Source organism: Streptomyces diastaticus subsp. diastaticus (assembly GCF_011170125.1).
GTDB classification, from domain to species: domain Bacteria; phylum Actinomycetota; class Actinomycetes; order Streptomycetales; family Streptomycetaceae; genus Streptomyces; species Streptomyces diastaticus.
In genome coordinates, this window is the sequence record NZ_BLLN01000005.1 from 923090 (window position 1) to 950076 (window position 26987).

Genomic DNA, 26987 nt, shown 5'->3' on the forward strand with positions numbered 1-26987 from the left:
TCCGCCGGACGCGGTCAGCCCTCGGCGATCTCGGCGTACGTCTGGGAGAGTTCGGGCGCGCCGTGGACCGCCCATTCGACGCCGGCCTCGACCACGTGCAGTTCGCGGCCGGAGGGCAGCCGGACCACGACCCGGCCGCCCGGCCAGACGTGCCAGCGCGCGCCCCGCACGTTCCGCACGACGACGGTGCCGAGGTACAGCCCCGCGTCGTTGCCGAGCCAGGGCAGCACCTCGGGATCGTCGCGCCAGCGCGGCAGCAACTGGTCCAGGGCGGCCAGTGAGGCCGGTGTGTCGTCCAGCTCCAGCCCGGCCACCTGTGCGTGCGAGCGCAGCAGTTCGCACTCGGCGAAGAGTTCCGCGGCGGCGTCCGGGTGGTCCTCGAAGACGGCGGCGGCCGACCGCCCGGACCCGCTCTGCCGTTCACGCCACTTGTCCAGGAAGGGGATGTGCATGGAACCCAGCGTGGCACCGGTGGGGCCCGGCGGGCCACAGGCGCGCGGCTGGGAGCCGCTTATGGCCTGTTCGGCGCTTGTTCACGCTCCGTCGGCCGAGACGCCGTTGACGCCTTCGAACACGCCTTCCTAACGTGGCCGGGCCTTTCCCCTCCGTCGGGCCACGCCCGGCCCGACGCACCGAACACCTCCGGCACCACGGCGCCGGCGCCACCGACCGGCACCATCGAGTCGGCGGCGGACCGCGACGCGTGGCGTCCGGTCCTCCCCGACGACCGACGACCGACGACCGAAGAAGGGGGCGCCCGTGCGCCGACAACTGTGGGGGCCCGCCCTCGTCCTGGCCCTGGTCACGAGCGCGGCTTCGCCGGCCTCGGCGGGCGCGGCCGAGGAGCGGGAGCCGCGGCCGTTGCGGGAGCTGTACGACAACCGGGCGGTCAGCGAGGACGACCGGCCGGGCGCCGCCGACTTCGACGGGCAGGGCCGCTCGCTGCCGGCAGCCGCGCTGCGCGCCGCCGGATGGCGGGTCGGCGCCCGTCCCACGGTGGAGGGGACCCGGCTCGACTGGCCGGTCTCCAGACCCGGCAGACCCGACAACGTGCGCGCCGACGGGCAGCGGGTGGCGGTCGAGGGGCGCGGGGACGCGCTCACGTTCCTGGTCGCCGGCACGGGCGGCGAGGCGACCGGCACGGGCAGCGTGCACTACCGCGACGGCGGTCACAGCCGCTACCGGCTGACCGCCCCCGACTGGCGCACCGGTCCGCTCGCCACCAAGGCGGTCGCCCTGCCGTACCTCAACACCCGTGAGGGCGGCGTCAAGGACCGCCCCCGGCTGTACGTGGTGACCGTACCGCTCGACGCGCGCCGCACCGTGGAGTCGGTGCGGCTGCCGCACGTACGGGGTTTCGGCAGGGCCCTGCACGTCTTCGACCTGCGGGTCCGTCCGGCGGCGGAGGGCTGGACGGGCAGCTGGTCGGCGTCGACGGCCGGGCTGCCGGAGGTCGGCCCGTGGCGCGACCAGACGCTGCGGCTGGTCGTCCATCCCACCAAGGCGGGCCCCACGGTACGGGTGCGGCTCTCCAACACCTTCGCGGGAGCGCCGGTCCGGGTGGGCAGCGCGACCGTGGCGGTCCGTGCGAAGGACGCCGAGCCCCGGTCCGAGCCGGTGCCGCTGGCCTTCGGCGGGCGGCGCGGGGCGGTCCTGCCGGCCGGGGCGGAGGCGGTCAGCGACCCGCTCGACTTCGCCGTGGAGGAGGGCGCCGACCTGCTGGTCAGCCTGCACCTGCCGGGCTCCGTGCCGTCGGTGCCGCTGCACGACAAGGCGGTGCAGAAGTCGTACCTGAGCACCCCGGGCGACCACGCCGCCGACTCCGACGGCGCCGCGTACACCGGGACGGTCGGCACCTGGCCGCTGCTCACGGGCGTCGACGTGAGCGGCGGGCCCGGTTCCGTGGTGGTGCTCGGCGACTCCATCACCGAGGGCGTCCGCACCACCGAGGGCGCCAACAGGCGGTGGACCGCCGCGCTCGCCCGGCGGCTGCGCGCGCAGGACCGGGTGCCGCGCTACGGCGTGCTCAACCAGGGCATCTCCGCCAACCGCGTGCTCAGCGACCGCTACCCGGGCGACGGCGTGTCCGCCGACACCGGCGGGGTCAGCGCCCTCAACCGGCTGGACCGGGACCTGCTCGCCCAGACCTCCGCGCGGACCGTGGTCCTCTTCGAGGGCATAAACGACGTCCGCTGGGGCGCCGGCGCCGACGAGGTGGTGGACGGGCTGCGGCAACTGGCGAGCCGCGCCCGCGCCCGGGGCGTACGGGCCGTGGTGACCACCCTCGCGCCGTGTGAGGGCGAGTCCCGCTGCACCGCAGCCGTCGACGCCGAGCGGACCTCGGTCAACCGGGCGCTCCGCGCCGACCGGCACTCCTTCGACGCCGTCCTCGACTTCGACCGGGTCCTGCGCGATCCCGACCGCCCGGCGCGGATGCTCCCCGCGTACGACAGCGGCGACCACCTGCACCCGGGCGAGGCGGGGCTCCAGGCGCTGGCCGACGCCGTCGACCTGGGCGAGCTGACCGGACGGCCGCGCGCCGGGGGGTGAGACTCAGACGGTGAGGTCGGCGACGACCGGGGCGTGGTCGGACGCTCCCTTGCCCTTGCGCTCCTCGCGGTCCACGTAGGCGTCGGAGACGGCGGTGGCGAACGGGGCGTTCCCGTAGACCAGGTCGATGCGCATACCGCGGTTCTTGGGGAAACCGAGCTGGCGGTAGTCCCAGTAGGTGAAGGGCTTGTCGTACTTGAGGGGGCGCGGGACCACGTCGTTCAGCCCGGTGGCGCGCAGCGCGGCGAGCGCCTCGCGCTCCTCCGGGGTGACATGGGTGGCGCCGATGAAGGCGGTGGGGTCCCAGACGTCCGAGTCGTGCGGGGCGATGTTGTAGTCACCGAGGACGGCGAAGGGGCGCTCGCCGGCCGCGTCGTCGGCGACGGCGTCCCGCAGGGCCTTGAGCCACTGGAGCTTGTAGGCGAAGTGGGGGTGGCCCACCTCGCGGCCGTTCGGTACGTAGACCGACCAGACACGGACCGGGCCGCAGGTCGCGGAGATCGCCCGGGGCTCCTCCACGCCGTCGTACTCCGGTCCGCCGGGCAGGCCGCCGACCACGTCGGCCAGGCCCACGCGGGAGACGACGGCCACGCCGTTCCACCGGCCGGTGGCGCGGACCGCGCTCTCGTACCCCAGCTCGGCCAGGGCGTCGGCGGGGAAGGCCTCCTCGGTGGTCTTGGTCTCCTGGACGCACAGCACGTCCGTGCCGCTGCTCTCCAGCCAGGCCAGCAGCCTCGGGAGGCGCGCGGTGATCGAATTGACGTTCCAGGTGGCGATGCGCATGACTGACAACCTAACCGACCCCGCCGACAGTCCCCTCAGACCTCGGTGAACGTGCCGGGCCGCAGATGCTGGTGGCCGGCGTCGGCCAGTGCGCCGATCTGCCGCTCGTAGACGGGCAGGGCCAGGTCGGTGAGGAGCGCGTCGTGGATGTCGTAGGCGCGGGTGGGACGGACCTCGCGGAGGTAGTCCACCACCTCGGAGAGCTTGTTCCACGGGGCCATGACGGGAAGCAGCAGGGTCTCGACGGGCCGTTCGGGGACGGTCAGGGCGTCGCCGGGGTGGAAGACCGCGCCGTCGACCAGGTATCCGACGTTGGTGACGCGCGGGATGTCCGGGTGGATGACGGCGTGCAGCTCTCCGTGGACCTCGACGTCGAACCCGGCGGCCGTGAAGGTGTCACCGTGGCCGACGGTGTGGACCCGGCCGGGGAAGGCCGCCGCCATGGGCTCCGCCACCGAGGCAAGGGTCCACAGCTGGACGGCCGGGTCGGCCTCCAGGGCGGCCCGCAGGTTTCCCTCGTCGAAGTGGTCGGGGTGCTCGTGGGTGACCAGCAGCGCGTCGGCGCCGACGGCGGCGTCCGGCTCGGTGAAGTTGCCCGGGTCGATGACGAGTGTGCCCGACTCCTTCTCCAGCCGGACGCAGGAATGGCGCTTCTTGATGAACCTCATGGTTCCATCGTGCGCCTTCCCCCCGCGCCCGGCACGTTCCCCCTCCGAAGGAGCCCAGGTCCCCTGGCGGGCGCGGCGGCGGTGCCCGGCGCCGAGATCCGCGACCGGGCCCCGGCGCTCCCCTTACTCGTGCGGCGTCGTCTCCTCCGCGACCACGGCGCGGGCGACCCGGAACGCCTCCTCGGCCGCCGGGACGCCGCAGTAGACGGCCGCCTGGAGCAGGACCTCGCGCAGCTCGGCCACGGTGAGGCCGTTGCGGAGGGCCGCCCGCACCTGCGCGGGCAGTTCGGCCGTGTGCCCGGAGGCGATCAGTGCCGTGAGCGCGACGCAGGAGCGGGTACGGCGGTCCAGTCCGGGCCTGCTCCAGATCTCGCCCCACGCGTAGCGGGTCAGGAAGTCCTGGAACTCGCCCGAGAAGGCGTCCGCCTCGGCCAGCTCGCGGTCGACGTGGGCGTCGCCCAGCACCTCGCGGCGCACCTTGATGCCGGACTCGTACGGGTCGGGCCGCACGGAGGCGTCCGGGTCGACCCAGGGGGCGATCTCGGCGACCGGTCCCGTGGGCTGCGGCGGCAGGACCACCGGGGTGGGGGCCGGCGCCGGCGTCTGCCCCGTCGCCTCCGGAGCGGGGCTCCAGGGCGTGGAGAAGTGCCGCACCAGCAGGTCGGTGACGGCGGCCGGCTGCTCGACCGGCGCCAGGTGCGAGGCGCCGGGCACCACGGCGAGGCGGGCGTCCGGAATCCCGGCGACCAGCGTGCGGGCCTCGGCGGGCCCGGTGACCTGGTCCTCGGAGCCGACCAGGACGAGGGTCGGCACCCCGATCCGGCCCAGTTCGGTCCGGATGTCGAAGGCGGCGAGCGCCTCGCAGGCGGCGATGTAGCAGCCGGGGTCGGTGGTGCGCACCATCTGCACCGCCCACTCGGTGATGGCGGGCTGCGCCCCGGCGAAGCCGGGCGTGAACCACCGCTCGGGCGCGGCCCTCGCCACCGGGTCCAGCCCGTGCGACCGGACCACCACCCCGCGCTGGCGGAACTCGTCGGCGGTGCCGAACCGCGGCGAGGCGGCGATCAGCGCCAGCGAGGCGACCCGCCCGGGGTGGCGCAGCGCCAGTTCGGCGCCGACGGCCCCGCCGAGCGCGCAGCCGGCGAACCCGAAACGCTGCACCCCGGAGGCGTCCAGCGCGGCCAGCACCCGGTCGGCCAGGTCGGCGACCGTCCCGGCCGGGTGAGCCGGCGCTCCGCCGTGGCCCGGCAGGTCGAACCGGAACACCCGCCAGGTGCGGGCCAGCTCGGGCACCTGCCGGTCCCACATGTGCCAGGTGGTACCCAGTGAGGGACCGAGGACCAGGACCGGGGCGTCCTCCGGCCCGTCAAAGCGGTATTGCAGGGTGTTCGACGGTGTCTCACTCACGCCTCAGACCTTCTCACGTCTCACGCCGTCTCACACAGCCGGGGAAGCGGCGGCCCGGCGCACCCGCGGCTCGCCCCCTCGGGCGAGGAGGCGCCGGCCGAGGGCGCATGGGGACATCCTGGCCCTGCCGCACCTCCGTCACCTGCTCTTTCCCTCCCCACCTGCTGCCCTGCTCCCTTCTCCGGGCCGGGTGAGGTGGTGGCGCGCCGGGCCTCCGGCGGAACCGGCAGCCGTCGCGTCCGGTCAGGACCTCGCAGCGGGTGACGGGCGCACCGTGAGCCGGGCGGCCCGGGTCCGGTCCGAGGAGGGGCCGGTCTCGATGGCGAACTCCCCGCTCTCCACCTCCCGTTCCCCCGAGCGGGAGACCGACGCCAGCGTCCGGGCGTCGACGGTGAAGCAGACCTCGGCCGCGTCCCCGGGGCCGAGGTCGGTGTGGTGGAAGCCACGCAGTTCGCGTACCCGGGGCCAGGAGGTGCCGCCGAGCAGACGGCGGACGTAGAGCTGGACCGTCTCGCGCACCGGCCGGCCCCCGGTGTTGCGCACCTCGACCGAGCACACCACCGGTGGTCCGCCGCCCTCTTCGTCGAACTCCGCGACGGTCGCGACCGGGCGCGTCAGGCGCGGCTCGCCGTACTCCACCGTGGTGTAGGACAGACCGTGGCCGAAGGCGTGGCGGGCGGTGGCGGGCTGGTCGACGTAGCCGCGGTAGCCGTGGTCCTTCCCGTTGTAGAAGACCGGCAGTTGGGCGGCGGACCGGGGCACCGACACCGGGAGCCTCCCGGTGGGTTCCGCCTGGCCGAGCAGCACGTCGGCCACCGCCCGGCCGCCCCCGGGCCCCGGGTACCAGGCGCTGAGCAGCACCGCCGCCCGCCCGGTCAGGTCTCCCAGCGCGTGCGGGCGCCCCTGGACCAGCACGACCACGACGGGCACGCCGGTCGCCGTGACCGCGTCGAGCAGCGCCGACTGGCCTTCGGGCAAGGCGAGTTCGGCCAGGTCGACGCCTTCTCCGCAGGTCATCCCGCCAGGATCGCCGGTGACCTGGGCCGCCCCGTTGGCGTCGAAGTGCGTCTCGGCGGCCCGGGCGCTCGACCCGCCGAGTACCAGGACCGCGACGTCCGCCCCGGCCGCGAGGGCCACCGCCCCCGGGAGCGCCGACCGGTCCGCGCCGACGAGGTCGCAGCCGCGGGCGTACGTGACCTCGGTGCCGGCCGGGGCGGCAGCCCGCAGCCCCGCGAGGAGGCTGATGCCCGAGCCGGGACGCTGGGGCGCGGTGTAGTCGCCGAGCTGCTGCGGCACGGAGTCGGCGTTCGGGCCCAGCACCGCTATCCGCGCCCGGCCGGACAGGGGCAGGGTCGCCCCGTCGTGCGCCAGCAGCGTCACCGACTCCCGGGCGAGGCGTTCGCTCAGCTCGCGCGGTCGGGTGACCGCGGGGCGCCGACCGGTGTACGGCTGCTCGAAGAGGCCGAGCCGGAACTTCAGGGCCAGGACCCGGCCCGCCGCCGCGTCGAGCGCCGCCTCCTCGACCAGCCCCCGGTCGACCGCCTCCGCCAGGCGTGGGAAGCAGCCGTCCCACAGGCTCAGGTCGGTGCCGGCGGACAGGGCGGTCGCCGCGGCCGCCACCGGGTCCCCGGCCAGGCGCACCAGCCGGTCCAGGGCCAGCCCGTCGGCCATCACCACCCCGTCGAATCCCCACTTCTCACGCAGGACGCCGGTCAGCAACTCGCGGTTGGCGGCGCAGGGCAGGCCGTCGAACTCGTTGTACGCGGCCATCACTCCGGCCGCCCCGGCCCGTACCCCCGCCAGCGCGGCCTCCAGGTGGATCTCGTGCAGTTCCCGGGTGCCCAGTTCGGTCGCCGCGCTGTTGCGGCCGCCGACCGTCGCGCCCTGGCCCGCGAAGTGCTTGAGGACGACCGCCGCCCGGTCCGGCGCGATCCGCTCACCCGGTGCCCCCTGCGCGCCGCGCACCAGCGCCTCGGTGAACCGTGCCGCCAGGTAGGGGTCCTCACCGAAGCACTCCTCCGCCCTCCCCCAGCGCGGATCGCGGACCAGGTCGAGCGCCGGCACCAGCGCCACGTGGCCGCCCCGCGCCCGCAGCTCGGCGGCGGCCGAGGCGACGGCCTCCTCGTAGAGCCCCGGGTTCCAGGTGGCTCCGACGGCCAGGTTCACCGGCAGCAGGGTGCCGTCCAGCGCCTGGTGGCCGTGCGGCATCTCCTCGACCATGAGGACCGGCACGCCCAGCCGGGTGTTCTCGACCACGTGGCGCTGGACGGCGTCGGAGACGCGCGCCCCCTCCGCCGCGCCGATGCCCGTCTCGGCGGTCACCCCCGACCAGGGGTCCGCGCGCTGCAAGCCGTACAGCGCGCCCATCCCGCCGAACGCGGCGACCTCGGCGCGGAACGCCTCGGTGAGCCGGTGCCCGCAGGCGGTCCGCTCGTAGGCGTGCCAGCCGTACATCCGCTGGTTGACCTGCCCCACCTTCTCGGTGAGGGTCATCCGTGCGAGCAGGTCGCGCACCCGGGCGGCGACCGGGGCGGCGGGGTCGCGGTAGAGGGGATCGGCCATGGCTGGGTCTCCTGACCTCGCGGCGTGACGGGGGAAGGGGCGGGGCTCAGCGCTGTTCCAGGACACGCACGCCGTACGGCGGCAGTGTCACGTCCCGCACCGGGCAGCCGTCCAGGCCGTGCAGTACGCCGTCGGCCGACGGCTGGACGGTCACCTGGGTGCCGGACTGGCTGACCAGCCACACGAAGCGCCTGCCGTCCTCGTGCACCAGGGTGTCCGCGGCGACGTACGGACTGTCCACCGTGACCGGTCGCGCCGCACCCGCGATCTCGGCGAGGGCGGCGTACAGGCGGTGCGTCTGTTCGGGGTTGACGCGGGCGGTGCGGGCCGCCATGTGCTCCAGCGGGTAGGTCGCCAGGACCGTCCGGCCCTCTCCCGTGTCGTGGCGCAGCAGCGCGGGGCGGCCGTGCGCGTCGGTGGCGACCACCCGGGCGCCCTTGGGGACGACGGGCAGGTAGGCGCGGCTGTCCTCGTTGCCGGCGACGGGGAAGGTCAGGGTCTCGCCCGCCGCGATGGTCCCGAAGTCCTCGGTGAAGGTCATCTCCAGCACGTCGTCCTCGACCGGCTCGGCGACGCCGTAGGAGAGCTGGTGCTCCACGCCGAACAGACCGTCGAGGTCGTCGAACCACGGGCCGCGCGTGCCCGGGTGCTCACCCGAGCAGAACGACAGGTAGACCGTGGCGCCTTCGCGGGCCCGGCGCTCCAGCGCGCGGCGGGTGCGGGTGGTGAACTGACGCGTCGAGGGCAGCAGGTAGAGCGCGGCGTCCTCGGGCAGTCCGTCGGCCTCCCGGGCGAACACGACGGGCAGGTCCGCGCCGCGGGCCGCCACGTACCCCTGGTGCAGGGAGGTGAAGATCAGCGGCCGGTCCGCGGGACGGCTGTAGGGGTAGCCGCGTTCCAGGAAGGCGGGCACCACCAGGGCGGCGTCCGCGTCGGTGCGCCGGCAGCGGGCGAAGTCGACCCGTTCCAGCACCTCGGCGAAGTCGCGGAGTTCCCGCAGCGGTTCCTTGGGGCGTCCCGTGCTGTCGGTGATGCCGAAGTGCATCTCGAAGGGGTGGTGGTCGTAGGGCGAGCGGTCCCACAGACCGTCGTAGTCGGTGTTGTTCCACGCGATCCAGCCGGTGGCGCCGCCGAGCAGCGAGTTGTGCAGGGTCTGGCGGTAGAAGATCCCCGCGTTGGCCGCCGAGACGGTGTCGGTGGAGAGGCCGAACTCCTCCAGCACGACCGGCTGCCCGGTGACGGCGGCGAGTTCGCACTCGAACGCGGCCCGGTAGTGCTGGCGGGGCCGGTCGGTGTCCGAGCGGTAGACGTGCGGGCCGACGAAGTCGACGTACTCGGCGGTGTCGCGGAGCGAGAACCCGTTGTCGCGGCCGGTGACCTCGATGCCCCAGGCGCCGTCGCCGAGCGACACGGGCTGGGTGCCGCCCGCGGCGCGGACGGCGTCGCACATGAACTGGGCCCAGGCGGTGACCACGTCGCTGGAGGGCGGGTTCTCCTGGTAGATCCGTCCGTAGCCGGGCATCTCGTTGGTGATCAGCCAGCCGGTCACGGCGGGGTGGTCCTTGAAGCGCCGGGTCATCTGGGAGACGAACCACGCCTGGCGCCCGACGAGCCACACGTCCTCGTACAGATCCCGCCCCCCGCGCCAGACCGGGTCCCAGTTCTCGCCGGACATGTGGCCGACGATGAAGGTCGGGACGGTCCCCATCCCCGCTTCGGTGTGGGCGTCGAGGAAGTCCCGGAAGCGGTCGCAGAGTTCCTCGTCGATCCGGAACGGCTCGGGGTGGAAGTCCGGCCAGTAGAAGAAGGAGCGGGTCATCGTCAGCCCGTGCTCCCGCAGGACGGCCAGTTCCTCGCGCACGGTCTTCGGGTCGTAGTCCCGCCACATCAGGGGCCCGCCGGTGCGGGACCAGAAGTTGGCGCCGAGCCAGGGCAGTACGGCGTGGTCATGGGTGAGCTGGGCGCTGTGGCGTCGCATGATCCTTCTCGGATGCTCTCGGTGTGCGGGGTCGGTGGGCCGGCCGGTCGTACGGACGTGCGGCCGGGGTGGTGCGGCGGCGGGCGGTGGCCCGCGTGCGGTGCGCGGTGCCGGGGTCATGACCGGCCGGCGGGGGCCGGGCCGCTCGACTCCCGTACGACCAGGCGCGGCCGGCCGTCCAGGAGCGGCGCCGGGACCTGCTCGCCGCAGCCGTCGAGCAGGGTGAGGGCGGCCGCCGCGCCGACCCGCTGGACCTGCTGGTCCACGGTGGTGAGGCGGGGGTGCAGCCACCGGCCGAGCGGCAGGTTGTCGTAGCCGACCACGGAGACGTCCTCGGGGACCCGCAGTCCCGCGCGCTGGGCCGCGCCCATCCCGCAGACGGCCATGGAGTCGTTGGGGAAGACCAGGGCGGTCGGCCGGTCGGGGCGGGCGAGGAGTTCGGCGGTGACGGTCACGGCGGCCTCCTCGGTGAAGTCGGTGTGCCTGACGGCCGCGGGCCGCAGCCCCGCCTCGGCCAGCGCCTGCTCGAACGCCGCCCGCCGCACACCGGAGTGCACCAGGTCCGCCGGGCCCGCGACGTAGGCGATCCGCCGGTGTCCGAGTCGCAGCAGGTGGGCGACGGCCTCCCGGACGCCCGCGTCCTGCTGCCCGAGTCCCACCCCGGGCACCGGCGCGGCCGGGTCGGGCGCGCCGAGCAGGACGGCGGGCAGCCCGAGGCCCTTGAGCAGCGCGGGGCGCGGGTCGTCGGCGCGGGCATCGGTCAGCACGGCGCCGTCGATCCGGCCCTCGGCGACGAGCCGTTCGTACAGCGCGCTCTCCTCGGCCAGGTCGGGGACCAGGTGCAGCAGCAGACCGTAGCCTCGGGGGGCCAGTTGGCCCTCCAGTCCGGTGATCAGTTCGCTGAAGTGGGGGTCGGCGCCCAGGACGTCCGTCGGGCGGCGCACCACCAGCGCGATCGTCCGGGTCCTGGCCCGCCGCAACGCGGTCGCCGAGGCACTGGGCGACCAGCCCAGTTCGGCCGCCGCCGCCAGGACCCGGCGGCGGGTCCCCTCCGATATGCGCCCTGTTCCGTTGACCGCCTGGGAGACCGTGGCCGTGGAGACCCCCGCCGCCGCGGCCACCGCCTTGATGGTCGGCCGCGCCCCGTCGCCGGAGGCTCCCGCCGGCCGGCCGGGCGCGCGTCGGCCCGGTTGCCCCTTGAGACGTTCCTTCACATCTTCACCGCCCCGCTGACGAGTGCCTGTTGCATACGCTTCTGCAGCACGGTGTACACCGCCCAGACCGGGACCAGGGTGAGCACCGTGCCCGCGGTCAGGATGCCGTAGTCGGTGCCGGTGAGGGACTTGAGCGTGGGCAGCGCCACCTGCACGGTCCGCAGGCCGGGGTCGGGGCCGATGATGACGAGCGAGTAGAGGTACTCGTTCCAGAAGGTCAGGAAGTTCAGCAGCAGGATCGTCGCGATGCCCGGCATGCACATCGGGGTGTACACGTGGCGCAGCACGGCGAAGGTGGACGCACCGTCCATGCGGGCCGCCTCCTCCATCTCGCGCGGGATGGTCCGCATGAACTGCACCAGGATCACCACCGACAGCGGCATCGCCGTGGCGGGCAGGAACAGCACGATGAAGGCCCGGGTGTGGAACAGGCCGGTCGCGGCCGCCAGCAGGAACGTGGGGAAGAGCGCGGCGAACGTGGGCACGAGGAAGCCGAGGGAGAAGACCCGCTCCACGAACGCCCCGAGCCGCCCCTCCGAACGGGCGAGGGCGAAGGCCGCCGGGATCGCGAGACCCAGGGTCAGCGCGAGGGCCAGCGCCGTCACCAGGACGGAGTTGAGGACCGCCGCCCCCAGGTCGGCCGAGGTGAAGGCCTCGGTGAAGTTGTGCGGGGAGAGCGAGGACGGCAGGGCGAACGGTGAGCCGAAGATCTGGTCGTTGGTCTTGAACGCCGAGACCAGCAGGTAGTAGAGGGGGACGAGGAGCAGCGCCGCGTACAGCCAGGCGAGGAGATGGGCCGGCAGCCAGGACCTTCCGAACTTCATGGGACCGCTCCGATCAGTAGTTCTGGCGGAAGACACGACGGATGGTCAGCAGCCCGGCCAGGCCGACCAGGAACAGGAACACGCCCACGGTCTGGCTGTAGCCGAGGTCGGCCGCGATGAACGCCTTCTGGTAGACGAGGAAGGAGAGGGTCGTGGAGGAGGAGCCCGGCCCGCCCTGGGTGAGCAGCAGGACGTGCTGCGCCGACCCGAACAGGGTCCACAGGAACTGGAGCATCGTCACGACGCCGACGAAGTCGCGGATCATCGGGAAGTGGATGCGCCACATGGCCCGCCAGTGCCCGGCCCCGTCGAGCTGGGCAGCCTCTCCGACCTCGTCCGGCACGCTGCCCAGCCGGGCGGCGAAGAGGACGGCGGTGAACCCGATGCCGCTCCACACGTCCAGCACGATCAGGCAGGCGAGCGCGGTGGAGGGCGAGGCGAGCCAGGCGTCGGTCAGCGATCCGAGGCCGGCCTTGTCCAGCGCCCCGTTGAACAGGCCGTCGGGCGACAGGACGGCGTAGAAGACCATCGCCTTGGCCGGGGTGGAGATCAGGCCGGGAATGAAGAGCAGGTAGCGCAGGAACCGGTGGCCCGGCGGCCGCTGCGCGACGTAGTAGCCCAGCATGTACGCGCCGACGATCATCAGCGGCAGCGCGACGGCGAGCTGGATACCGGTGTTGACCACCGCGTCCGCGAAGACGGGGTCGGCCAGGACCGTGCGCACGTTGCCGAGCCCGGCGTAGGAGACCGGCTGGAGCATGCCCGGCCAGTGCAGGACGGCGATGACGAAGATGGCGACCAGCGGGCCGACCATGAAGATCAGGTACCAGGCCAGTGCCGGGACGGCGAGGACGACTCCGCCCTGCTTGCGGCGGGGCGCGCGGCCGGGGGGCGGCGGGGTGCTCCGGGCGGCGGGGGCGCCGGCCGGTGCGGACGAGAGCGACGTCATGGGGAATCCCCTCGGGACTCGGGCGCGCGGGATCAGCCCGTGCGGTAGGCGGATTCGAGGGCGGAGCGCACGGTGGCCGCGCTGGTGCCGCGGGTGAAGGCGGTGCTGGTCGCCGTGATCAGCGGCTGGGTGGCCGTCGGCGGGACGTACAGGTCGGGCAGGAGCACCTGGCCCACCTCGTCACCGAGCCGCTGCGCCGCCGCCACCAGGGGGAAGTCCTTGCTGACGGTGTCGGTCTCCAGGGCCATGTCCCGCCCGCTCTCGGTGATGAAGCGCGAGACCGACTCGGGCCGGTACATGAACCGCAGGAACTTCTCGACCGCGGAGATCTTCTTCGCCCCGTTGGGGCTGATCCAGAAGCCGATGAGGGTGTACGACCGCATGATGGTGGGCCTGGCGTGGGCCGCTCCCGGGGCCAGCGGCCAGCCGCCGACCTCGCTGTGCGCGGCGGTCCTCTCCGGGACCTTCGCCAGCGCGGAGGACATCGCGGACTGGATCGCGGCTGCCTCCGTGTTGTACTGCGTGGTCATGGTGTCCGAGGTGAGCCCCTGCGCCTTGTCGGCGAAGACACCGGCGTCCCGCAGCTGGACGAAGTAGTCGATGCCCTCGCGCGCCCCGCGGCCGCCGAAGTCGCCGGTGGCGTAGACCTTCCGCGCCTCCTCGGGGGTGAGGAAGGTCTGGATGATCTGGGCGAGCAGCTTCTGCCCGGTCCAGTCGTTGCCGCCGACGGTCACCGGGGCGATGCCCTTCGCCCGCAGCCTGCGGGCGGCGCCGATGAGCTGGTCGCCGGTGGTGGGCACCGAGCCGACCCCGGCGCGCTCGAGCAGGGTGGTGTTGAAGGCGACGGGCCAGTTGGCGGCGAAGTAGGGGAAGGCGCGCAGGCGCCCCTCCTCGTCGGTCCACTCCTCGAGCGCGGCGGGCAGCACCCGCTCGCGCAGTCCCCAGTCGTCCAGGTACCCCTTCACGTCGAGGGTCGCCCCCAGCTCGGTCCACGCCAGCGTCTTGTCGTACAGGTTGACCATCACGACGTCCGGCTCCTTGCGGGCCAGCCGCGAGGTCTCGTACACCTGCGGGAGGTCGTCGCCGTTGACCAGGTTCCTGATCCGCAGACCGGGGTGTTCCGCGTGGAACTCCTTGACCAGTGCCCGGTAGGTGGGCGACCCCGGCGCGGTGGTGCCGAGCTGGGTGTGGACGACCAGGGTCCCGGGATCGGCGTCGGACGAGTCCAGGGAGGCACACCCGGAGAGGGCCGGGAAGGCGGTGGCGGCGGCGAGGCCGGAGCCTGCGGCGAGAAAGCCGCGCCGGCTCAGAGGTGAGCGCACAGCGAGATGTCTCCAACCAAGGGGCGACGGCGCTGGTTAATCGATATACCAGCAGGTTGCGAGAAACCTAGAGACCCATGGCTTATCGGTCAACCCCTGGTTGCGCAGGGCGAATGTCCCGGCATTCGGGGCATGTGGGACACCTCGCGCGCCGGAGTCCGGCGGCTGCCCGGGGGTGCCGCCTCGGCCTCGCCGCCCTGAGCCCCAGCCCGGACGACGAGGCGCCGACGCCGGCGAGGGCACTCGGCGGCGATGCGGGCGCCGCCTGCCGGCGGACCCCGGGACAGACGCACACGGCCTGGAGACCGCACTCCCCCATTGCCGCCGCCCAGCACCGCTCACCGCGCGCTGCCGCCGCGAAGGGTGCCCTGTGAGTGCCGGGAGACATGCTCCGCATGACCGGGTACGCGCACCGGTAACGAGGCCGCGCGCCGCCTCGGACCCCGTTCGCCCACGGCGTACGCCCGCCACCGGCCGGGAACAGGGTGAGACACCTGGCAGCGGGAGGAGAGGGCCGCAGTGACGGGAGAGCCCGGCGGGGACCCTCGGGGCCGCCGGGACGCTCGCGTTCTTCCACGCGGAGGCTCGGGGCCCGGTCAGCCGCGGGGTGTTCTGCGCGCGGGGCTCACGGGGCCGGGCGCCCGGCCGCCGGACGGAACGGCGCGGCACGTCCCCGCACGGGGCGGAGCACGACCCGGCCCGCCCCACCGCCCTCCGGGGGCCGCGGCCGGAGACGGCGCGGCGGGACGGCGGGGCGGGCGCGGCGGGTCAGGCCGAGTAGCCCTTCGGCGGGATCAGGGAGGCCAGTTGGGAGAAGTCCAGCCAGTAGATCTGCCAGCCGTTGAAGGAGGCCGAGTCCGCGATCAGCACCGTGTTGTAGTCGGTGTCGTAGCCGATGACCGTGAAGTAGTGGTACACGGTCTGGTCCGCCGGGTAGCCGGGCGGCTGGTTGCCGGGCGGGGCCACGATGTTGGCGACGACCGCGTAGTTGTGGTCGATGTCGTCGACGACGTCCGACCACAGCAGGTCCACCTGCGCCTGGGTGGGCGGGTCGTCGGGCATCTCGCGGGTGAAGTACTGGCCGACGTCGATGCGGGAGTTGAGCACCCCGGTGACCTGGCCGATGTGGTCGGTGCCACCGGTGTGGGTGCCGAGTTCGGCGGCCAGGGCGGCCTGGCTCGGAGCGGCGACCCGGGCCGAGAGGGCGCAGCGGGTGGCGGCGGGGCCGCACCAGTACGCGGTCTCCTGGACCTGGTACTCCACCGAGAGGACGTGCTCCCCCTGGGTGTGCACCTCCTTGGTCCGCAGCGTCGGGAAGGCGCCGCGGGTCCGGCCGACGACCTCGGTCTCGACCTGGATGCCGTTCGGGTGGGCGGGACTCGGCGGCAGCGGCGCCACCTGGCGGCCGGCCGGGCCCGCCGCCCGCGCGGTGCCGGTGGTCAGCAGGGCGCCGGTGGCCCCGAGCGCGAGCGCGGTGGCGAAAGATCTTCTCCGCATGGGAGCGTCCTTCCTTCGTGGGGGGAATGTCCGTGGGGGGACATGGTGAAAGTCATGAGCATGTCACCCGATCCCGGGGGCCCGGAAGGGCCCACCGGGCCCACCGGGCCCACCGTTCGGCTCCCGAGGGGCCCGCGGATGGGGGCAGGCAAGCCGCGTGACGGTGGCCGGTCCCGCAAAAGACGCGACACGAACGGCAGCGGGGGGAAGGGCGGGCCCTCCGCCCTTCCCCCCCCCCTCCATGGCCGCGCCGCTCGCGCGTGACTCAAGGGGTCACGTACGTCCCGCACTTGACAGCGACCCAGGCGCGCTTCCCGTTGTGCTTGACGGGCAGCCAGCTCTTGTACGACTTCCCTCCCGACTGGCAGGTGTAGCTTCCCCCAGCCGTGATGCCGCCGCACTTGTTCAGCCAGCAGGGGACGGAGTCGTGGCCGCCCTTGCCCGGACAGTTGCCGTTCCGGTTGTACAGCGTGCGGAGCACGGTCGCGGAGGACTTGGTGCCGGAGCGGACGTTCAGCTTGCAGTGGAGCATGGTCGGTGCGGCGTAGCCGCTGCCGGCGGCCGCGGTCCCGGAGGCGCGGGCGGGCGCGGGTGCCGCGGCGGCGGTGGCCGCGGCACCCGCGAGGGCGATCCAGACGGCGGCGAAGAGGGACAGCGGACGGGCGAGGCGCATGGCCCATTCCTTTCGAGCGGGCGTGTCCTCCCTTTCCCGGGGCGCCGTTCTCCGCTCACGGGAAGGACCCCGGAGGCCGACAGCGCTCACCCTGGCCGGGAGGCGTTCCTGAGGAACGCCCCGCATCCTTCCCCAGCTCCGGCACCCGCGGCAAGCCGTTTCATCAACACCCAACGGCCCTCGCAGGGGCAGGTTTTGACGTGCCCGTACGGTGAAACCGCGGATGCGGGAGGGGTTCCGCACGGAGGGAATTCACCCGGGAGGATGAGGGGCCCTCAGCTCCCGGCCAGGGCGGCGAGGACCGTCGCCGTCAGGGCCGCGCGCTCCACCATGCCGTTGACGGAGGTGTTCTCGGAGCGGGCGTGCGCCCCGGAGCCGACCGCCCCGACACCGTCCAGCACGGGGACGCCCGCGGCGACGACGAAGTTGCCGTCGCTGGCGCCGCCCACCGCCGCCTCGCGCAGGTCGAGGCCGAGCGGCGCCGCGCACCTGCGGGCGAGGTCCGCCAGCTCCGCGACCGGGGCGGTGCGTTCGAAGACCGGGCGGTTCCAGCCGCCGGAGACCTCGACGGCCGTACGCGGGTCGACGGGCCGCAGCGCGGCCAGCGCGGCGCCGATCCGCTCCTGCTCGGCGGCGGTGGCCACCCGGACGTCGAGCCGGGCGGTGGCCCGGCCGGCGGTCACGTTGCTGCGCGTACCGCCCTCGATCACGCCGGTGTTGAGGGAGGTGCCCGCCGCCGGGTCGCGCAGTGCGGCGAGGCGGAGGATCTGGTGGGCCAGTTCCTCGGTCGCGCTGGCTCCGGCCTCCGGGTCGAGTCCGGCGTGCGCCTCCCGGCCGGTGACGGTGACGGTGAAGAGGCCGACCCCCTTGCGGGCCGTCTTCACGGCGCCGTCGGCCGCCGCCTCGAAGACCAGGGCGGCCCGGCTCTCGCGCGCCTCGGCGACGATGGCGTCGCTGGAGGCGAGGCTGCCCGTCTCCTCGTCGCCGTTGAGCAGGAGGGTGCAGGCCGGGCGGGCCAGCCCGAGCGCGTCCAGCGCCTTCAGGGCCCACACCGCCTGGACCAGTCCCGCCTTCATGTCGAAGACGCCGGGGCCGGTGATCCGGTCGCCGTCGCGCCGGAAGGGCCAGTGGGCCAGGGTGCCGGTGGGCCAGACCGTGTCGTAGTGGCCCAGCAGCAGGACGGGGCGGGCGCCGGTCCCCGGGTAGCGGCGGACCATGAGGTCGCCGGCCTCCGCGCGGGGCCGTATCTCCTCGTCCGCCGGGGCGCCCAGGGCACCGTCGAGCCAGTGGCGTACCCAGGTGAGGCAGGCGTCGAGCGCTTCGAGGTCGTCGCTGGCACTCTCCTGGGAGGTGTACTCGGCCAGGTCGGCGACCATCTCCTCGCGGTGGGCCGCCAGCCAGTCCCGTACGGCGGCCGCCTGCTCCGCGCCGGGGGCGGCCACGTCGCCGAACGTGCTCCGGCCGCCGGCGGCCAGCCCGTCCAGGGCGTCCAGCCGGGCCTCGGTCATCAGGCCGGGGTCGCCTTCCAGCTCGCGCAGCTGGGCGATGACGGCGCGCAGGACCGGGGTGGCCACGCCGTGGCGTCCGGCCTCGGCGAAGACCTCGGCGTAGTGGGTGGTCACCTCGACCGGGCGGCGGCGGACCGCCAGATCGCGCCAGATGCCGCTGCGGTCCTTGGCCTGGGTGCGCAGCCAGGCGGTGAGACGGGCGGTGGCGGCACGGCGGGTCTCCTCGCTCGCGTCCCTGAGGAACGCGTGCGGCTCGAAGGCGTCGAACGCCTCCAGGGTGACGCCGAGCGCGTCGGCCACGGAGAAGACCTCGGCGGCGACGGCCGCCATCGTCGCGGGGTGGCGGTCGATCAGCTCGGCCATGGGGGCGTCGGCCAGCGCGGTGGCGGCCAGCATGGCGCCGAAGCCCGCCTTGGCCCAGAGGTATCCCTCGACGTTGTCGTCGGCCACGGCGGGCCCCCAGCTCCGCAGGTCGTCGACGAGGGAGCGGACGCGGTCGGAGACGGGCGCGCCGCGGCGCTCGCCGATCACCAGGGCCCCGGCGCCGCCGTCCATGATCACCCCGGGTTCGACCACGTCGGCGAAGATGTTGACGAAGGCGGCGACGGTGCGTCCGGCGCCGATCCGCTGGGCGATCGGTTCCTCGTTGAACCCGTTCTGGAGTGAAACGACCCAGCCGTCCGGGGCGAGCCGGGGCTCGATCCAGTCGAGGGCGGCGCCGGTGGCCTGGGCCTTGACGGCCAGCAGGACACGGCCGAGGGTGGCGTCGCACTCCTCGGGGGTGACCGCCTCGACGCGTACGCTCTCTCGGTGCTCGCCCCGGGCGACGGTCAGTCCGTGCGCGCGGACGGCGGCGACGTGGGCGGCGTCGGTGTCGACGAGCCGGACCCGGTGGCCCGCCCGGGCGAGGCTGAAGGCGAGCGTTCCGCCGATGGCCCCGCCTCCGACCACGGTGTAGATGTCGGTGCTGCTCATGCGGGGTGTCCCTTCGTGGCGTCGGCGGGTGCGGACGTGGCGGGCCGGGCGGGGGCGTCGGCCGGCCCGGTGGCGGGGGGCCAGATGCGGGGCAGGTGGAGGGCGCCGGTGCCCGAGCCGCCGTCGACGCGCAGGATCTCGCCGGTGATCCAGGAGGCCTCGGGTCCGGCGATCCAGCGGACCGCGCGGGCGATGTCCTCGGGGCTGCCCGGCCGGCCGAGGGGGTTGGCCCCGATGGCGGCGGCGTACTGCTCGGACACCGGGTTGCAGGCGCTGTCGACCGGGACGAACCCGGGGCTGACGGCGTTGACCCGGATGCCGTGGGCGCCCAGTTCGAGGGCGGCGGCCCGGGTCGCCATCTCCAGGGCGGCCTTGGAGCTGGCGTAGGGGCCGCCGCCGGGACGGGCGCGCAGGGCCGAGCCGGAGGAGATGTTGACGACCGTGCCGCCCTCACCGCGTGCGGCGGCCAGTCGCGCGTAGGCGGCGGTGGCGAGCACCGGGGCGCGCAGGTTGACGGCGAAGAGGCGGTCCCACGCCTCGGCGGTCAGCTCGGCCATGTCGAGGGACGGGTAGACGCCGGCCGCGTTGACCAGCACGTCCACCGGTCCCCGCGCCGCCCACGCCCGGCGGACCAGTTCTTCCGGGGCGTCGGCGGCGGTCAGGTCGGCGGTGAGCACCCCGGTGGCGGAGGCGGTGGCGGCGAGGTGGGCGGCGAGGTCGTCGAGCGGGGCGCGGTCGCGGTCGGCCAGGGTCAGGACGGCGCCCTGCGCGGCGAACTGCGCGGCGATCGCCCGGCCGATGCCGCCGGCCGCGCCGGTGACGAGGACGTGGCGCATCAGTGGAACTCCTTGTCCTTCGTCTCCGGCATCGTCACGTAGACGAGGAAGGAGATCAGCGACGCGCCGGCGACGTACAGCCACAACAGGTCGCTGTGACCGCTCCCGTGCATCCAGGTGGTGAGGTACGGGGCGGTGCCGCCGAAGAGGGCGACGGCCAGCGCGTACGGCAGGGCGATCCCGGTGGCGCGGATCTCGGCGGGGAACTGCTCGGCCATGATGACGGCGCAGTTGGCGGAGTAGCCGAGGATCAGCAGCATCCCGGTCAGCTGCACCAGGAAGAGGCTGAGGAAACTGTCGTCCAGCAGGTGCAGCAGCGGCCAGGCCAGTACCACGAACCCGCCCGCGAAGGCGGCCATCGTCGGCTTGCGGCCGAGCCGGTCGGAGAGCAGGCCGACGAAGGGCAGCAGCACGACGAAGACGACCAGGCACAGCGTCTGGGAGAGCAGGGCGGTGCTGAGCGGGATGCCGGTGGTGAGATTGGCGTACGTCGGGAGGTAGTTGACCCAGATGTAGTACGTGAGGGTGCCCGCGATGGTGATGCCGGCCACCCGCAGCGCGGCGCCGGGGTGCTCGACGAACATCGCCTTCAGCGGATTGGAGCGGGTGCGGCCCGAGCCCTGGGCGCGGGTGAAGGAGTCGGTGTCCTCCACCGAGACCCGCAGCCAGAGGCCGACCAGCCCGAGGAGTCCGCCGATGACGAAGGCGATGCGCCATCCCCAGGCGTGCAGGGTCTCGTCGCTGAGCAGGGAGGTGGTGAGGGTGCCCAGCAGGGAGGCGATCAGCACGCCGCCGGCGACGGAGACCTGCTGCCAGGACCCGGCGAAGGCGCGGCGTCCCCTGGCGGCGGACTCGACGAGGAAGGCCGAGGAGGAGCCGAACTCGCCGCCGGCGGAGAAGCCCTGGACCAGCCGGGCGACGAGCAGCACCAGCGGGGCGAGGAACCCGATGGTCTCGTAGCTCGGGGTCAGGGCGATGACGAAGGCGGCGCCGGCCATCAGCCCGACCGTCAGGGTCATGCCCTTCTTGCGGCCGTGGCGGTCGGCGTAGACACCGAGGACGGCCGCGCCGACGGGCCGCATGACGAAGCCGACGGCGAAGACGGCCAGCGTGGAGAGGAGAGCGACCGCTTCGTTGCCGGAGGGGAAGAACTCGTCGGCGATGATCTTGGCGAAGATCGAGTAGAGGGCCCAGTCGACCCACTCCACGGTGTTGCCTATGGTGCCGGCGACGATGGCCTTGCGCTGCCTGCCGGTCAGTCTGTGCGCGGTGCCCGGGGCGGGGGCCGTGCGGGGCTCGGTGCTCATGAGGTGTGCTCCGGGATCTCGTGGGCGGGAGGGGCCGTCCGGACGGCCCGGGCCAGATCCGCGTGGGTGGCGTACCAGACGCCGGGGTGGGCGCAGATGTGGTCCAGCAGTTCGCGCAGCACGGTCAGGCGCGAGCGGTGGCCGATGACGTGCGGATGCAGGGTGAGCTGGAAGACGCCGCCGGAGCGGTAGGCGGCGTCGAACTCGTCCCGCCAGATCTCCAGCACGTCCCGGGGGCGGCTGTGCGGGCGGACGGCGCCGTAGCGGTCCATGGTGAAGTACGGCGCGTCGTCGCGGATCCAGTCGACCGGGATCTCCACGAGCCCGGTGGGCCGGCCCCCGGCGAGGATCTCGTAGGGCTCGTCGTCGGCCATGAGCGAGGAGTCGTAGGCGAAGCCGAGGTCGAGGATGGTGTCCAGGGTCGAGTCGGAGAAGTCCCAGGACGGGGTGCGGATGCCGGTGGGCCGCTCTCCCGTGATCTCGGTGAGGGTCTCCAGCGCCCGGCCCACCAGTTCCTTCTCGTCCTCGGCCGCGAGCAGCGTGTTGCGTTCGTGGATCCAGCCGTGGACGGCGATCTCGTGGCCGTCGCGGGTGTAGGCCCGGGCTTCCTCGGGGTGCAGCAGCGCGGAGACGGCGGGCATGAAGAAGGTGGCCGGCACCCCGAAGCGGGCGAGCAGCGCCAGGACGCGCGGTGCTCCGACCCGGGCCCCGTACTCCCCCTGTGCCAGCAGGCCGGGGCTGGTCTGTCCGTCCCGGAGCGGGATCGTCTCGTGGTCGGAGTCGAAGGACAGGGCGACGGCGACCCGGGCGCCGTCCGGCCAGCGCTCCGGCCGCAGCGGGCGCCCGGCGCGGACCGCGTCGACGTGGCGGCGCCAGGTGGTCTCGGGCCACTGCCAGCTCGGGGTGGTGGTCTCCGGATCTGTGGTGGGCATGGTGCTCTCCGGTGTGGGCTCAGGGGGGCGCGCCCGGTGTGCGGGGACGGCTGACAGGGCCGTCGGCGTACGCCTGACGTGCCGGTGCGCGGGGTGCGCGGAAGTCCCGGTGCGCGGGATGCGGGTGTGCTGATGTGCGGAGGTGTACGGCCGGCCGCGGGGGCGGCGGGGTGCGGAGGGTTCGCCCGGTGGGCGGGTCAGGCGCCCTGGTCCAGCCGGGTCCAGGCGCCCTTCAGGGTGGCGAGGTGCACGGTGACGTCCGAGGCGTTGAGCCCCGGCAGGGCACCGATGACCTCACCGGTGTAGCGGAACAGATCGGTGCGGCGGGGCAGGACCATGTGCCCCACCAGGTTGAACCGGCCGGTGGCGGCGGCCAGGAACTTGGTGCCGGGGTGCCGGGCGAGTTGCCGGCCCGCGGCGTCGAGCTGGTCCGGCTCGATGGACAGCCAGACCATGAATTCGGCCTGGTATCCGAGGAGCGCGGGCTCGACCAGGGTGCGGAAGTGCAGGACTCCGCGTGCCACGAGCCGCTCCAGCGCCCGCGAGACGCTGGACTCGCTGCGGTCCAGCCGGCGCGCCAGGGCGCTGACCGGCAGCCTGCCGTCCTGGGCCAGGCCGTCGGCGACGGCCTGTTCGAGAGCGGAGAGCGCTTGTGGCGCCCGGTCCCAGTCGTCACGGTCGCACGGTGGGGCGAGCGTGGCGGGCCGCAGGTCGGCGACGGCCTCGGCGGGCAGCAGGCCGGTGTCCCACATCGCTGCCGAGGTGAAGCTGCGGATGACGGCGACGCACTCGGTGCCGGTGATCAGGTGGGCACCCGGCAGGTCGGTGAAGAGCAGCCTCATCAGCTCCTCGTTGTCCCGGGCGACGAAGTCGACGATCAGGTCGGCCGTGCCGGTGACGACGGCGAGGAACCGCGTCTCCGGGCAGGCGGCCAGCAGCTCGGCGAGTTCGAGGCCCTTGCCCGGCTTGGCGTGCACGCGCACCAGCATGGAGGAGCCGCTCCCGGTGCGGTCCAGCTCCACCGCGCCGACCACGTGGACGAGCCGCCGCTCACGCAGCGCCTGGTAGCGCCGCTGCGCGGTGGTCTCGCTCGCTCCCACCCAGCGGGAGACGGAGTTCCACGAGGCACGGCCGTTGAGCTGGAGCGCGGCGATGACGCGGCGGTCCAGCTCATCGATCATGCCTGCGTGGGCGCGGGGTCTCATGGCACGGACGTTAACCACCGGCCGGGAAACCCGTCAACGGTGGAATCCTGCACGGCTCTCCGCCCACCGGCGGTTCTCCCGCGCGGCGCGGGTTCCAGGGAGGGGAATTCCGCAGATCGACCCGTTCCCACGCCGCGGCCCCGGTGTGCAGGATCGCCCCGCGCGGATACGGGAATTCCCCCACGTGCGGTGCCGCCGCCCAGGTGGGGAGGGGTGTGCCGCTCTCGGGCCGTCAGTCCTGGCCGCGCCAGGACCGCCACAGCGCCGCGTACACGCCGTCGGCCGCGACCAGTTCCTCGTGCGTCCCGAGCTCCACCACGCGGCCCTCGTCCATGACGGCGACGCGGTCGGCGTCGTGTGCGGTCTGGAGGCGGTGGGCGACGGCGATGACGGTGCGGTCCGCGCGCACCGCGGCCATGGCACGCTCCGCCTGCCGGGCCGTGGCCGGGTCCAGCAGCGAGGTGGCCTCGTCCAGGATGAGCGTGTGCGGGTCGGCCAGCTGCACCCGGGCGAGGGTGAGCTGTTGCGCCTGGGCCGCGTCGAGCGCGTGCCCGCCCTGGCCCAGCGTGGTGTCCAGGCCGTCGGGCAGACCGGCCACCCAGTCCGCCTCGAACAGGGCCAGCGCGGCCAGCACGGCCGCGTCGTCGGCCTCGGGCGCCGCCATGGTCATGTTGTCGCGGAGGGTGCCGAGGAAGACGTGGTGCTCCTGGGTGATGAGGACGACCCGGTTGCCCAGCTCGCCGGCGGCGGCCAGGCCGGCGACCGGGACCCCGCCCACCAGGACACTGCCGCTGTCGGGGGTGTCCGCACCGGCGAGCAGTCTGCCGAGGGTGGACTTGCCCGCTCCGGACCGGCCCACCACCGCGAGCCGCTCACCGGGCCGCACCGTCAGCCGTACGCCTTTCAGGACCTCCTGGCCGGGGTGGTAGGAGTACCGCACGTCCTGGGCCTCGACGAGGTCGTCGGCGGGGGACGCCACCGGCGTGTCCTGCGGGCGGGCGACCAGGCCGACCCCCTTGATCCGCGCGAACGAGGCGCCGCTGCGCTGGAGTTGTTCGACCCAGACGAGCAGCTGGTCGAGCGGGTCGACGAGCTGCCACATGTAGAGGCCGGCGGCGACCACCGCGCCGAGCGAGACCGTCCCGTCGAGGTACCCGAACCCGCCGGCCAGCAGGATCAGCGCCAGCGGCAGGGTGTGCGCGAACTCGGTGACCGGGAAGAGCACCGAGCGCAGCGCGAGCGTGCGCTCACCCGCGTGGTACGTGGTGTCGACGGCCTGGTCCAGGACGCGCCCGCGACGCTCCCCCAGCCCGTACGCCTCCACGGTGCGGGCGCCCAGCGCGGTGGCGCTGAGGATCTCGGAGACCTCCCCGGCGGCCGCGCCCTCGGCGAGGTAGGCCTCGCGGGAACGGGCCAGGTACCAGCGGCTCACCCCGAGGACCAGCGGCAGCCCGGCCAGTGAGCAGAGGCCGAGCAGCGGGGAGAGCAGGAAGATCGCACCGAACAGGAAGACGGCCTGCACGCCCGCGACGAAGATGTCCGGCGCCGCGGAGCGCAGGGTGGCCGCGACGGTCGAGACGTCGAGGGTCGCGCGGGTGACCAGGTCGCCGGTGCCCACCTTGTCCGCCACCCGCCCGGGCAGGGCGAGCGCCCGCTCGACCACCTCCTCGCGCAGCCGGGCCAGGGCGCGCTCGCCGAAGCGGTGGGAGACGCCGCGGGCCCAGCGGGTCAGCAGCAGCTGGGCCGCCGCGCAGGCCAGCACGGCGGCGGCCAGGAGATCGATGCCCGAGGCCGACAGGCCCCCCGCCTCGACCTGGTCGACGATTCGGCCGAGGAGCCAGGGGCCCGCCGCTCCGGCGAGCGCGGCGAGGCAGGTCAGCACGAGGGTCCCCCAGACCGCGCGGGAGTCCTCCGCCACCAGGTGCCGGACGGCCCGGCGTACCGTCCTGGCGTCGGCGACCGGCAGGCGGGGGGCGGGCGCGGGGCGGTTCATCGGTTCTCCCCCTCCAGGGGCTTCCGGGGCCGGTCGGTGGAGCCCTCGGCGCCTGGGGCGGCGCCGCGGAACACCAGGGCCGCGTAGGCGGGCCGGGTGGTGAGCAGTTCGCCGTGTCTCCCCCTGGCCCCGGCCCTGCCGTCCTCCAGGTGGACCACCTCGTCGGCCTGGGCCAGGACGAGGGGCGAGGTGGTGACGACGAGGGTGGTCCGGCCGCGGCGGTGGGCGGCGAGGCGGGCGGCGACGGCCGCCTCGGTGTGCGCGTCGAGTGCGGAGGTCGGCTCCACCAGCAGCAGCACCTCGGGACCGGCGAGCAGCGCCCGGGCCAGCCGCAGCCGCTGGCGCTGCCCGCCGGAGACGTCGCGTGCCTGGTCGTCGAGGTGGCTGTCGAGGCCGTCGGGAAGGGCGTCGGCGATGTCGGTGGCGGCGGCCGCCTCGAGGGCCCGCCGGACGGCGCCGTCCGGCGGGTCGGTGCGGCCGGAGAGGACGGTCCGCAGGGGGCCCGCGAACAGGTGGGCGTCGTGGTCGGCGAGGAGGATGTGACGCCGCAGGGCGCGGCGGTCCCAGTCGGTGAGCCTGGCGCCGCCCCAGGTGGCGTCGGACGCGCCGTGCCCGGCGAGCCGTTCGGCCACGGCGCGCGCCTCCTCGGGGCGGGCGCCGGCCAGGGCCGTCAGCCTGCCCGGGGCGACGGTGAGACCCGAGTCGGGGTCGTACAGCCCGGCCGGAGCTTTCGGCGGGTCGACGCGGGTGCCGTCCGCGCCGGGGGGCGCGCCGAGGGCGAGGATGTCGACGACCCTTCGGGCCGAGACGAGGCCGCGGGGCAGGTCGTCGGCGCCCTCGATGAACGCCGAGACGGGCACCAGCAGCGCGGAGACGTAGCCGTAGACCGCCACCAGTTCGCCGACGGTGATGGTTCCGGCGGCCGCCATCCGGGCGCCGATCCAGGTCACCACGGCGAGGAGGACGACGAGGAGGCAGGCGGTGAGCGCCTGCACCCAGCTGGTGAGGGCAGCCACGCGGTAGCCGAGCGGGACCAGGGCCCGCGAGCGCGCGCGGTGGCGTGCGGCGAAGACGCGTTTGCCGCCGATGCCGTTGAGCACGCTGAGCCCGGCCACCATGTCCCCGGCGAGCGCCGTCAGCCGGCCCTGGTCCTCGCGGTAGCGGCCCTCGGCGCCGTGCAGCCTGCCGAGCAGCGGGCCGGCGGTCAGGGCGAGGGCGGGGACCCCGAGCAGCACGATCAGCGCGAGCACGGCGGAGACCCGCAGGAGCAGGACGGCGGTGACGGCGTAGGCGGCGGCCGCGCCCACACCGGGGCCCGTGACGGTGAGGGTCTGCGCGATCCTGCCGATGTCCCCGGCCTGGAGGTGGGTCAGCTCGCCGGCGGAGACCTGCCGGGGCAGGGCGGAGCCGAGGCGGGTGACGTGCCGGGTGACCACCTGCACGGTGCGGTAGGCCGCGTCCACCCGCACCCTGGTCATGGTGCGGTGCCGCAGGATGCCGAGGACCGCGAGGGCGGCGCCCGTGGCGAGCAGGACGCCCGTCCACAGGAGCAGCGCCCCGGCGTCCCGGCCGCGCAGCCCGTCGTCGACCGCCCGGGACATCAGGTAGGGCGGGGCGATGAGCAGGCACATCCAGGCGGTGCCCCAGACGGAACCCGCCAGTACCCGCCGCCGCTGGCTGACCGTCAGCCACCACAGGAACCTGAGCGGGCTGCGGTGATCCGGCTCGCCCGGGTCGGCGTAGGGCACCCGGCGTCTGTGGCCGGGCCGTTCGCGGTCGTGGGTCATCGGGGCCGTCCTCGGGT

The 26987-nt window shown here is 74.4% G+C and carries 20 protein-coding genes; 1 reads left to right on the top strand and 19 read right to left on the bottom strand.

All coding sequences use genetic code 11. The features are described from left to right. Positions 1 to 14: 14 nt before the first annotated feature. Complete coding sequence (locus tag Sdia_RS21600; RefSeq protein ID WP_100453536.1) at positions 15 to 452, bottom strand: DUF6278 family protein; 438 nt, start codon at positions 450 to 452, stop codon at positions 15 to 17. 307 nt (positions 453 to 759) lie between these two features. Here Sdia_RS21600 and Sdia_RS21605 point away from each other — a divergent pair, with 307 nt between their 5' ends. Beyond that, complete coding sequence (locus Sdia_RS21605; RefSeq protein ID WP_189499855.1) at positions 760 to 2550, top strand: SGNH/GDSL hydrolase family protein; 1791 nt, start codon at positions 760 to 762, stop codon at positions 2548 to 2550. Positions 2551 to 2553: 3 nt separating this feature from the next. Here Sdia_RS21605 and Sdia_RS21610 read toward each other — a convergent pair whose 3' ends face one another. The 18 genes from Sdia_RS21610 to Sdia_RS21695 form a co-directional block, all read right to left on the bottom strand. After that, on the bottom strand, positions 2554 to 3333 hold the full coding sequence (locus Sdia_RS21610) for an exodeoxyribonuclease III (protein ID WP_100453534.1): 780 nt from the start codon (positions 3331 to 3333) through the stop codon (positions 2554 to 2556). Between the two features lie 35 nt (positions 3334 to 3368). Continuing rightward, entirely contained in the window at positions 3369 to 4001 is a 633-nt protein-coding gene (locus tag Sdia_RS21615) for an MBL fold metallo-hydrolase (protein ID WP_100453533.1), read from the bottom strand. A gap of 123 nt (positions 4002 to 4124) precedes the next feature. Beyond that, positions 4125 to 5408: a bifunctional 3-oxoadipate enol-lactonase/4-carboxymuconolactone decarboxylase PcaDC gene (pcaDC, locus tag Sdia_RS21620; RefSeq protein ID WP_100453532.1), complete on the bottom strand. Its 1284-nt coding sequence runs from the start codon at positions 5406 to 5408 to the stop codon at positions 4125 to 4127. A gap of 243 nt (positions 5409 to 5651) precedes the next feature. Further along, the gene (locus tag Sdia_RS21625) at positions 5652 to 7970 is read right to left on the bottom strand and encodes a glycoside hydrolase family 3 N-terminal domain-containing protein (protein WP_124287916.1); all 2319 of its coding nucleotides are present in this window, start codon (positions 7968 to 7970) and stop codon (positions 5652 to 5654) included. Between the two features lie 46 nt (positions 7971 to 8016). Then, a complete protein-coding gene (locus Sdia_RS21630) occupies positions 8017 to 9948 on the bottom strand; it encodes a cellulase family glycosylhydrolase (protein ID WP_100453530.1) in 1932 nt (643 codons plus the stop codon). 116 nt (positions 9949 to 10064) lie between these two features. Further along, complete coding sequence (locus Sdia_RS21635) at positions 10065 to 11069, bottom strand: LacI family DNA-binding transcriptional regulator (RefSeq protein ID WP_100454322.1); 1005 nt, start codon at positions 11067 to 11069, stop codon at positions 10065 to 10067. A gap of 89 nt (positions 11070 to 11158) precedes the next feature. Then, on the bottom strand, positions 11159 to 11986 hold the full coding sequence (locus Sdia_RS21640; RefSeq protein WP_100453529.1) for a carbohydrate ABC transporter permease: 828 nt from the start codon (positions 11984 to 11986) through the stop codon (positions 11159 to 11161). Between the two features lie 13 nt (positions 11987 to 11999). After that, complete coding sequence (locus Sdia_RS21645) at positions 12000 to 12935, bottom strand: carbohydrate ABC transporter permease (protein WP_100453528.1); 936 nt, start codon at positions 12933 to 12935, stop codon at positions 12000 to 12002. 32 nt (positions 12936 to 12967) lie between these two features. Beyond that, positions 12968 to 14257, bottom strand: a complete 1290-nt coding sequence (locus Sdia_RS21650; protein ID WP_100453527.1) for an ABC transporter substrate-binding protein — start codon at positions 14255 to 14257, stop codon at positions 12968 to 12970. Positions 14258 to 15025: 768 nt separating this feature from the next. Beyond that, positions 15026 to 15754, bottom strand: coding sequence for a C39 family peptidase (locus Sdia_RS21655; protein WP_100453526.1), 729 nt, complete (start codon positions 15752 to 15754; stop codon positions 15026 to 15028). 265 nt (positions 15755 to 16019) lie between these two features. Next, positions 16020 to 16427 (bottom strand): hypothetical protein, encoded by a 408-nt coding sequence (locus tag Sdia_RS21660; protein ID WP_100453525.1) that lies wholly within the window; start codon positions 16425 to 16427, stop codon positions 16020 to 16022. 275 nt (positions 16428 to 16702) lie between these two features. Next, entirely contained in the window at positions 16703 to 18910 is a 2208-nt protein-coding gene (locus tag Sdia_RS21665) for a 2-dehydropantoate 2-reductase (RefSeq protein WP_189499854.1), read from the bottom strand. Next, on the bottom strand, positions 18907 to 19746 hold the full coding sequence (locus tag Sdia_RS21670) for an SDR family NAD(P)-dependent oxidoreductase (protein WP_115069208.1): 840 nt from the start codon (positions 19744 to 19746) through the stop codon (positions 18907 to 18909). Before Sdia_RS21670 ends, Sdia_RS21665 begins: the two co-directional genes overlap by 4 nt. Continuing rightward, positions 19746 to 21053: an MFS transporter gene (locus tag Sdia_RS21675; protein WP_100453522.1), complete on the bottom strand. Its 1308-nt coding sequence runs from the start codon at positions 21051 to 21053 to the stop codon at positions 19746 to 19748. The genes Sdia_RS21670 and Sdia_RS21675 overlap by 1 nt, the downstream gene beginning before the upstream one ends. After that, positions 21050 to 21985, bottom strand: coding sequence for a polysaccharide deacetylase family protein (locus Sdia_RS21680; protein WP_100453521.1), 936 nt, complete (start codon positions 21983 to 21985; stop codon positions 21050 to 21052). The genes Sdia_RS21675 and Sdia_RS21680 overlap by 4 nt, the downstream gene beginning before the upstream one ends. Positions 21986 to 22182: 197 nt before the next feature. Next, positions 22183 to 23166, bottom strand: a complete 984-nt coding sequence (locus Sdia_RS21685) for an Lrp/AsnC family transcriptional regulator (protein WP_115069206.1) — start codon at positions 23164 to 23166, stop codon at positions 22183 to 22185. Positions 23167 to 23422: 256 nt separating this feature from the next. Further along, positions 23423 to 25183, bottom strand: coding sequence for an ABC transporter ATP-binding protein (locus Sdia_RS21690; protein WP_189499853.1), 1761 nt, complete (start codon positions 25181 to 25183; stop codon positions 23423 to 23425). Beyond that, on the bottom strand, positions 25180 to 26970 hold the full coding sequence (locus Sdia_RS21695; RefSeq protein WP_100453518.1) for an ABC transporter transmembrane domain-containing protein: 1791 nt from the start codon (positions 26968 to 26970) through the stop codon (positions 25180 to 25182). Before Sdia_RS21695 ends, Sdia_RS21690 begins: the two co-directional genes overlap by 4 nt. Positions 26971 to 26987: the final 17 nt, after the last annotated feature.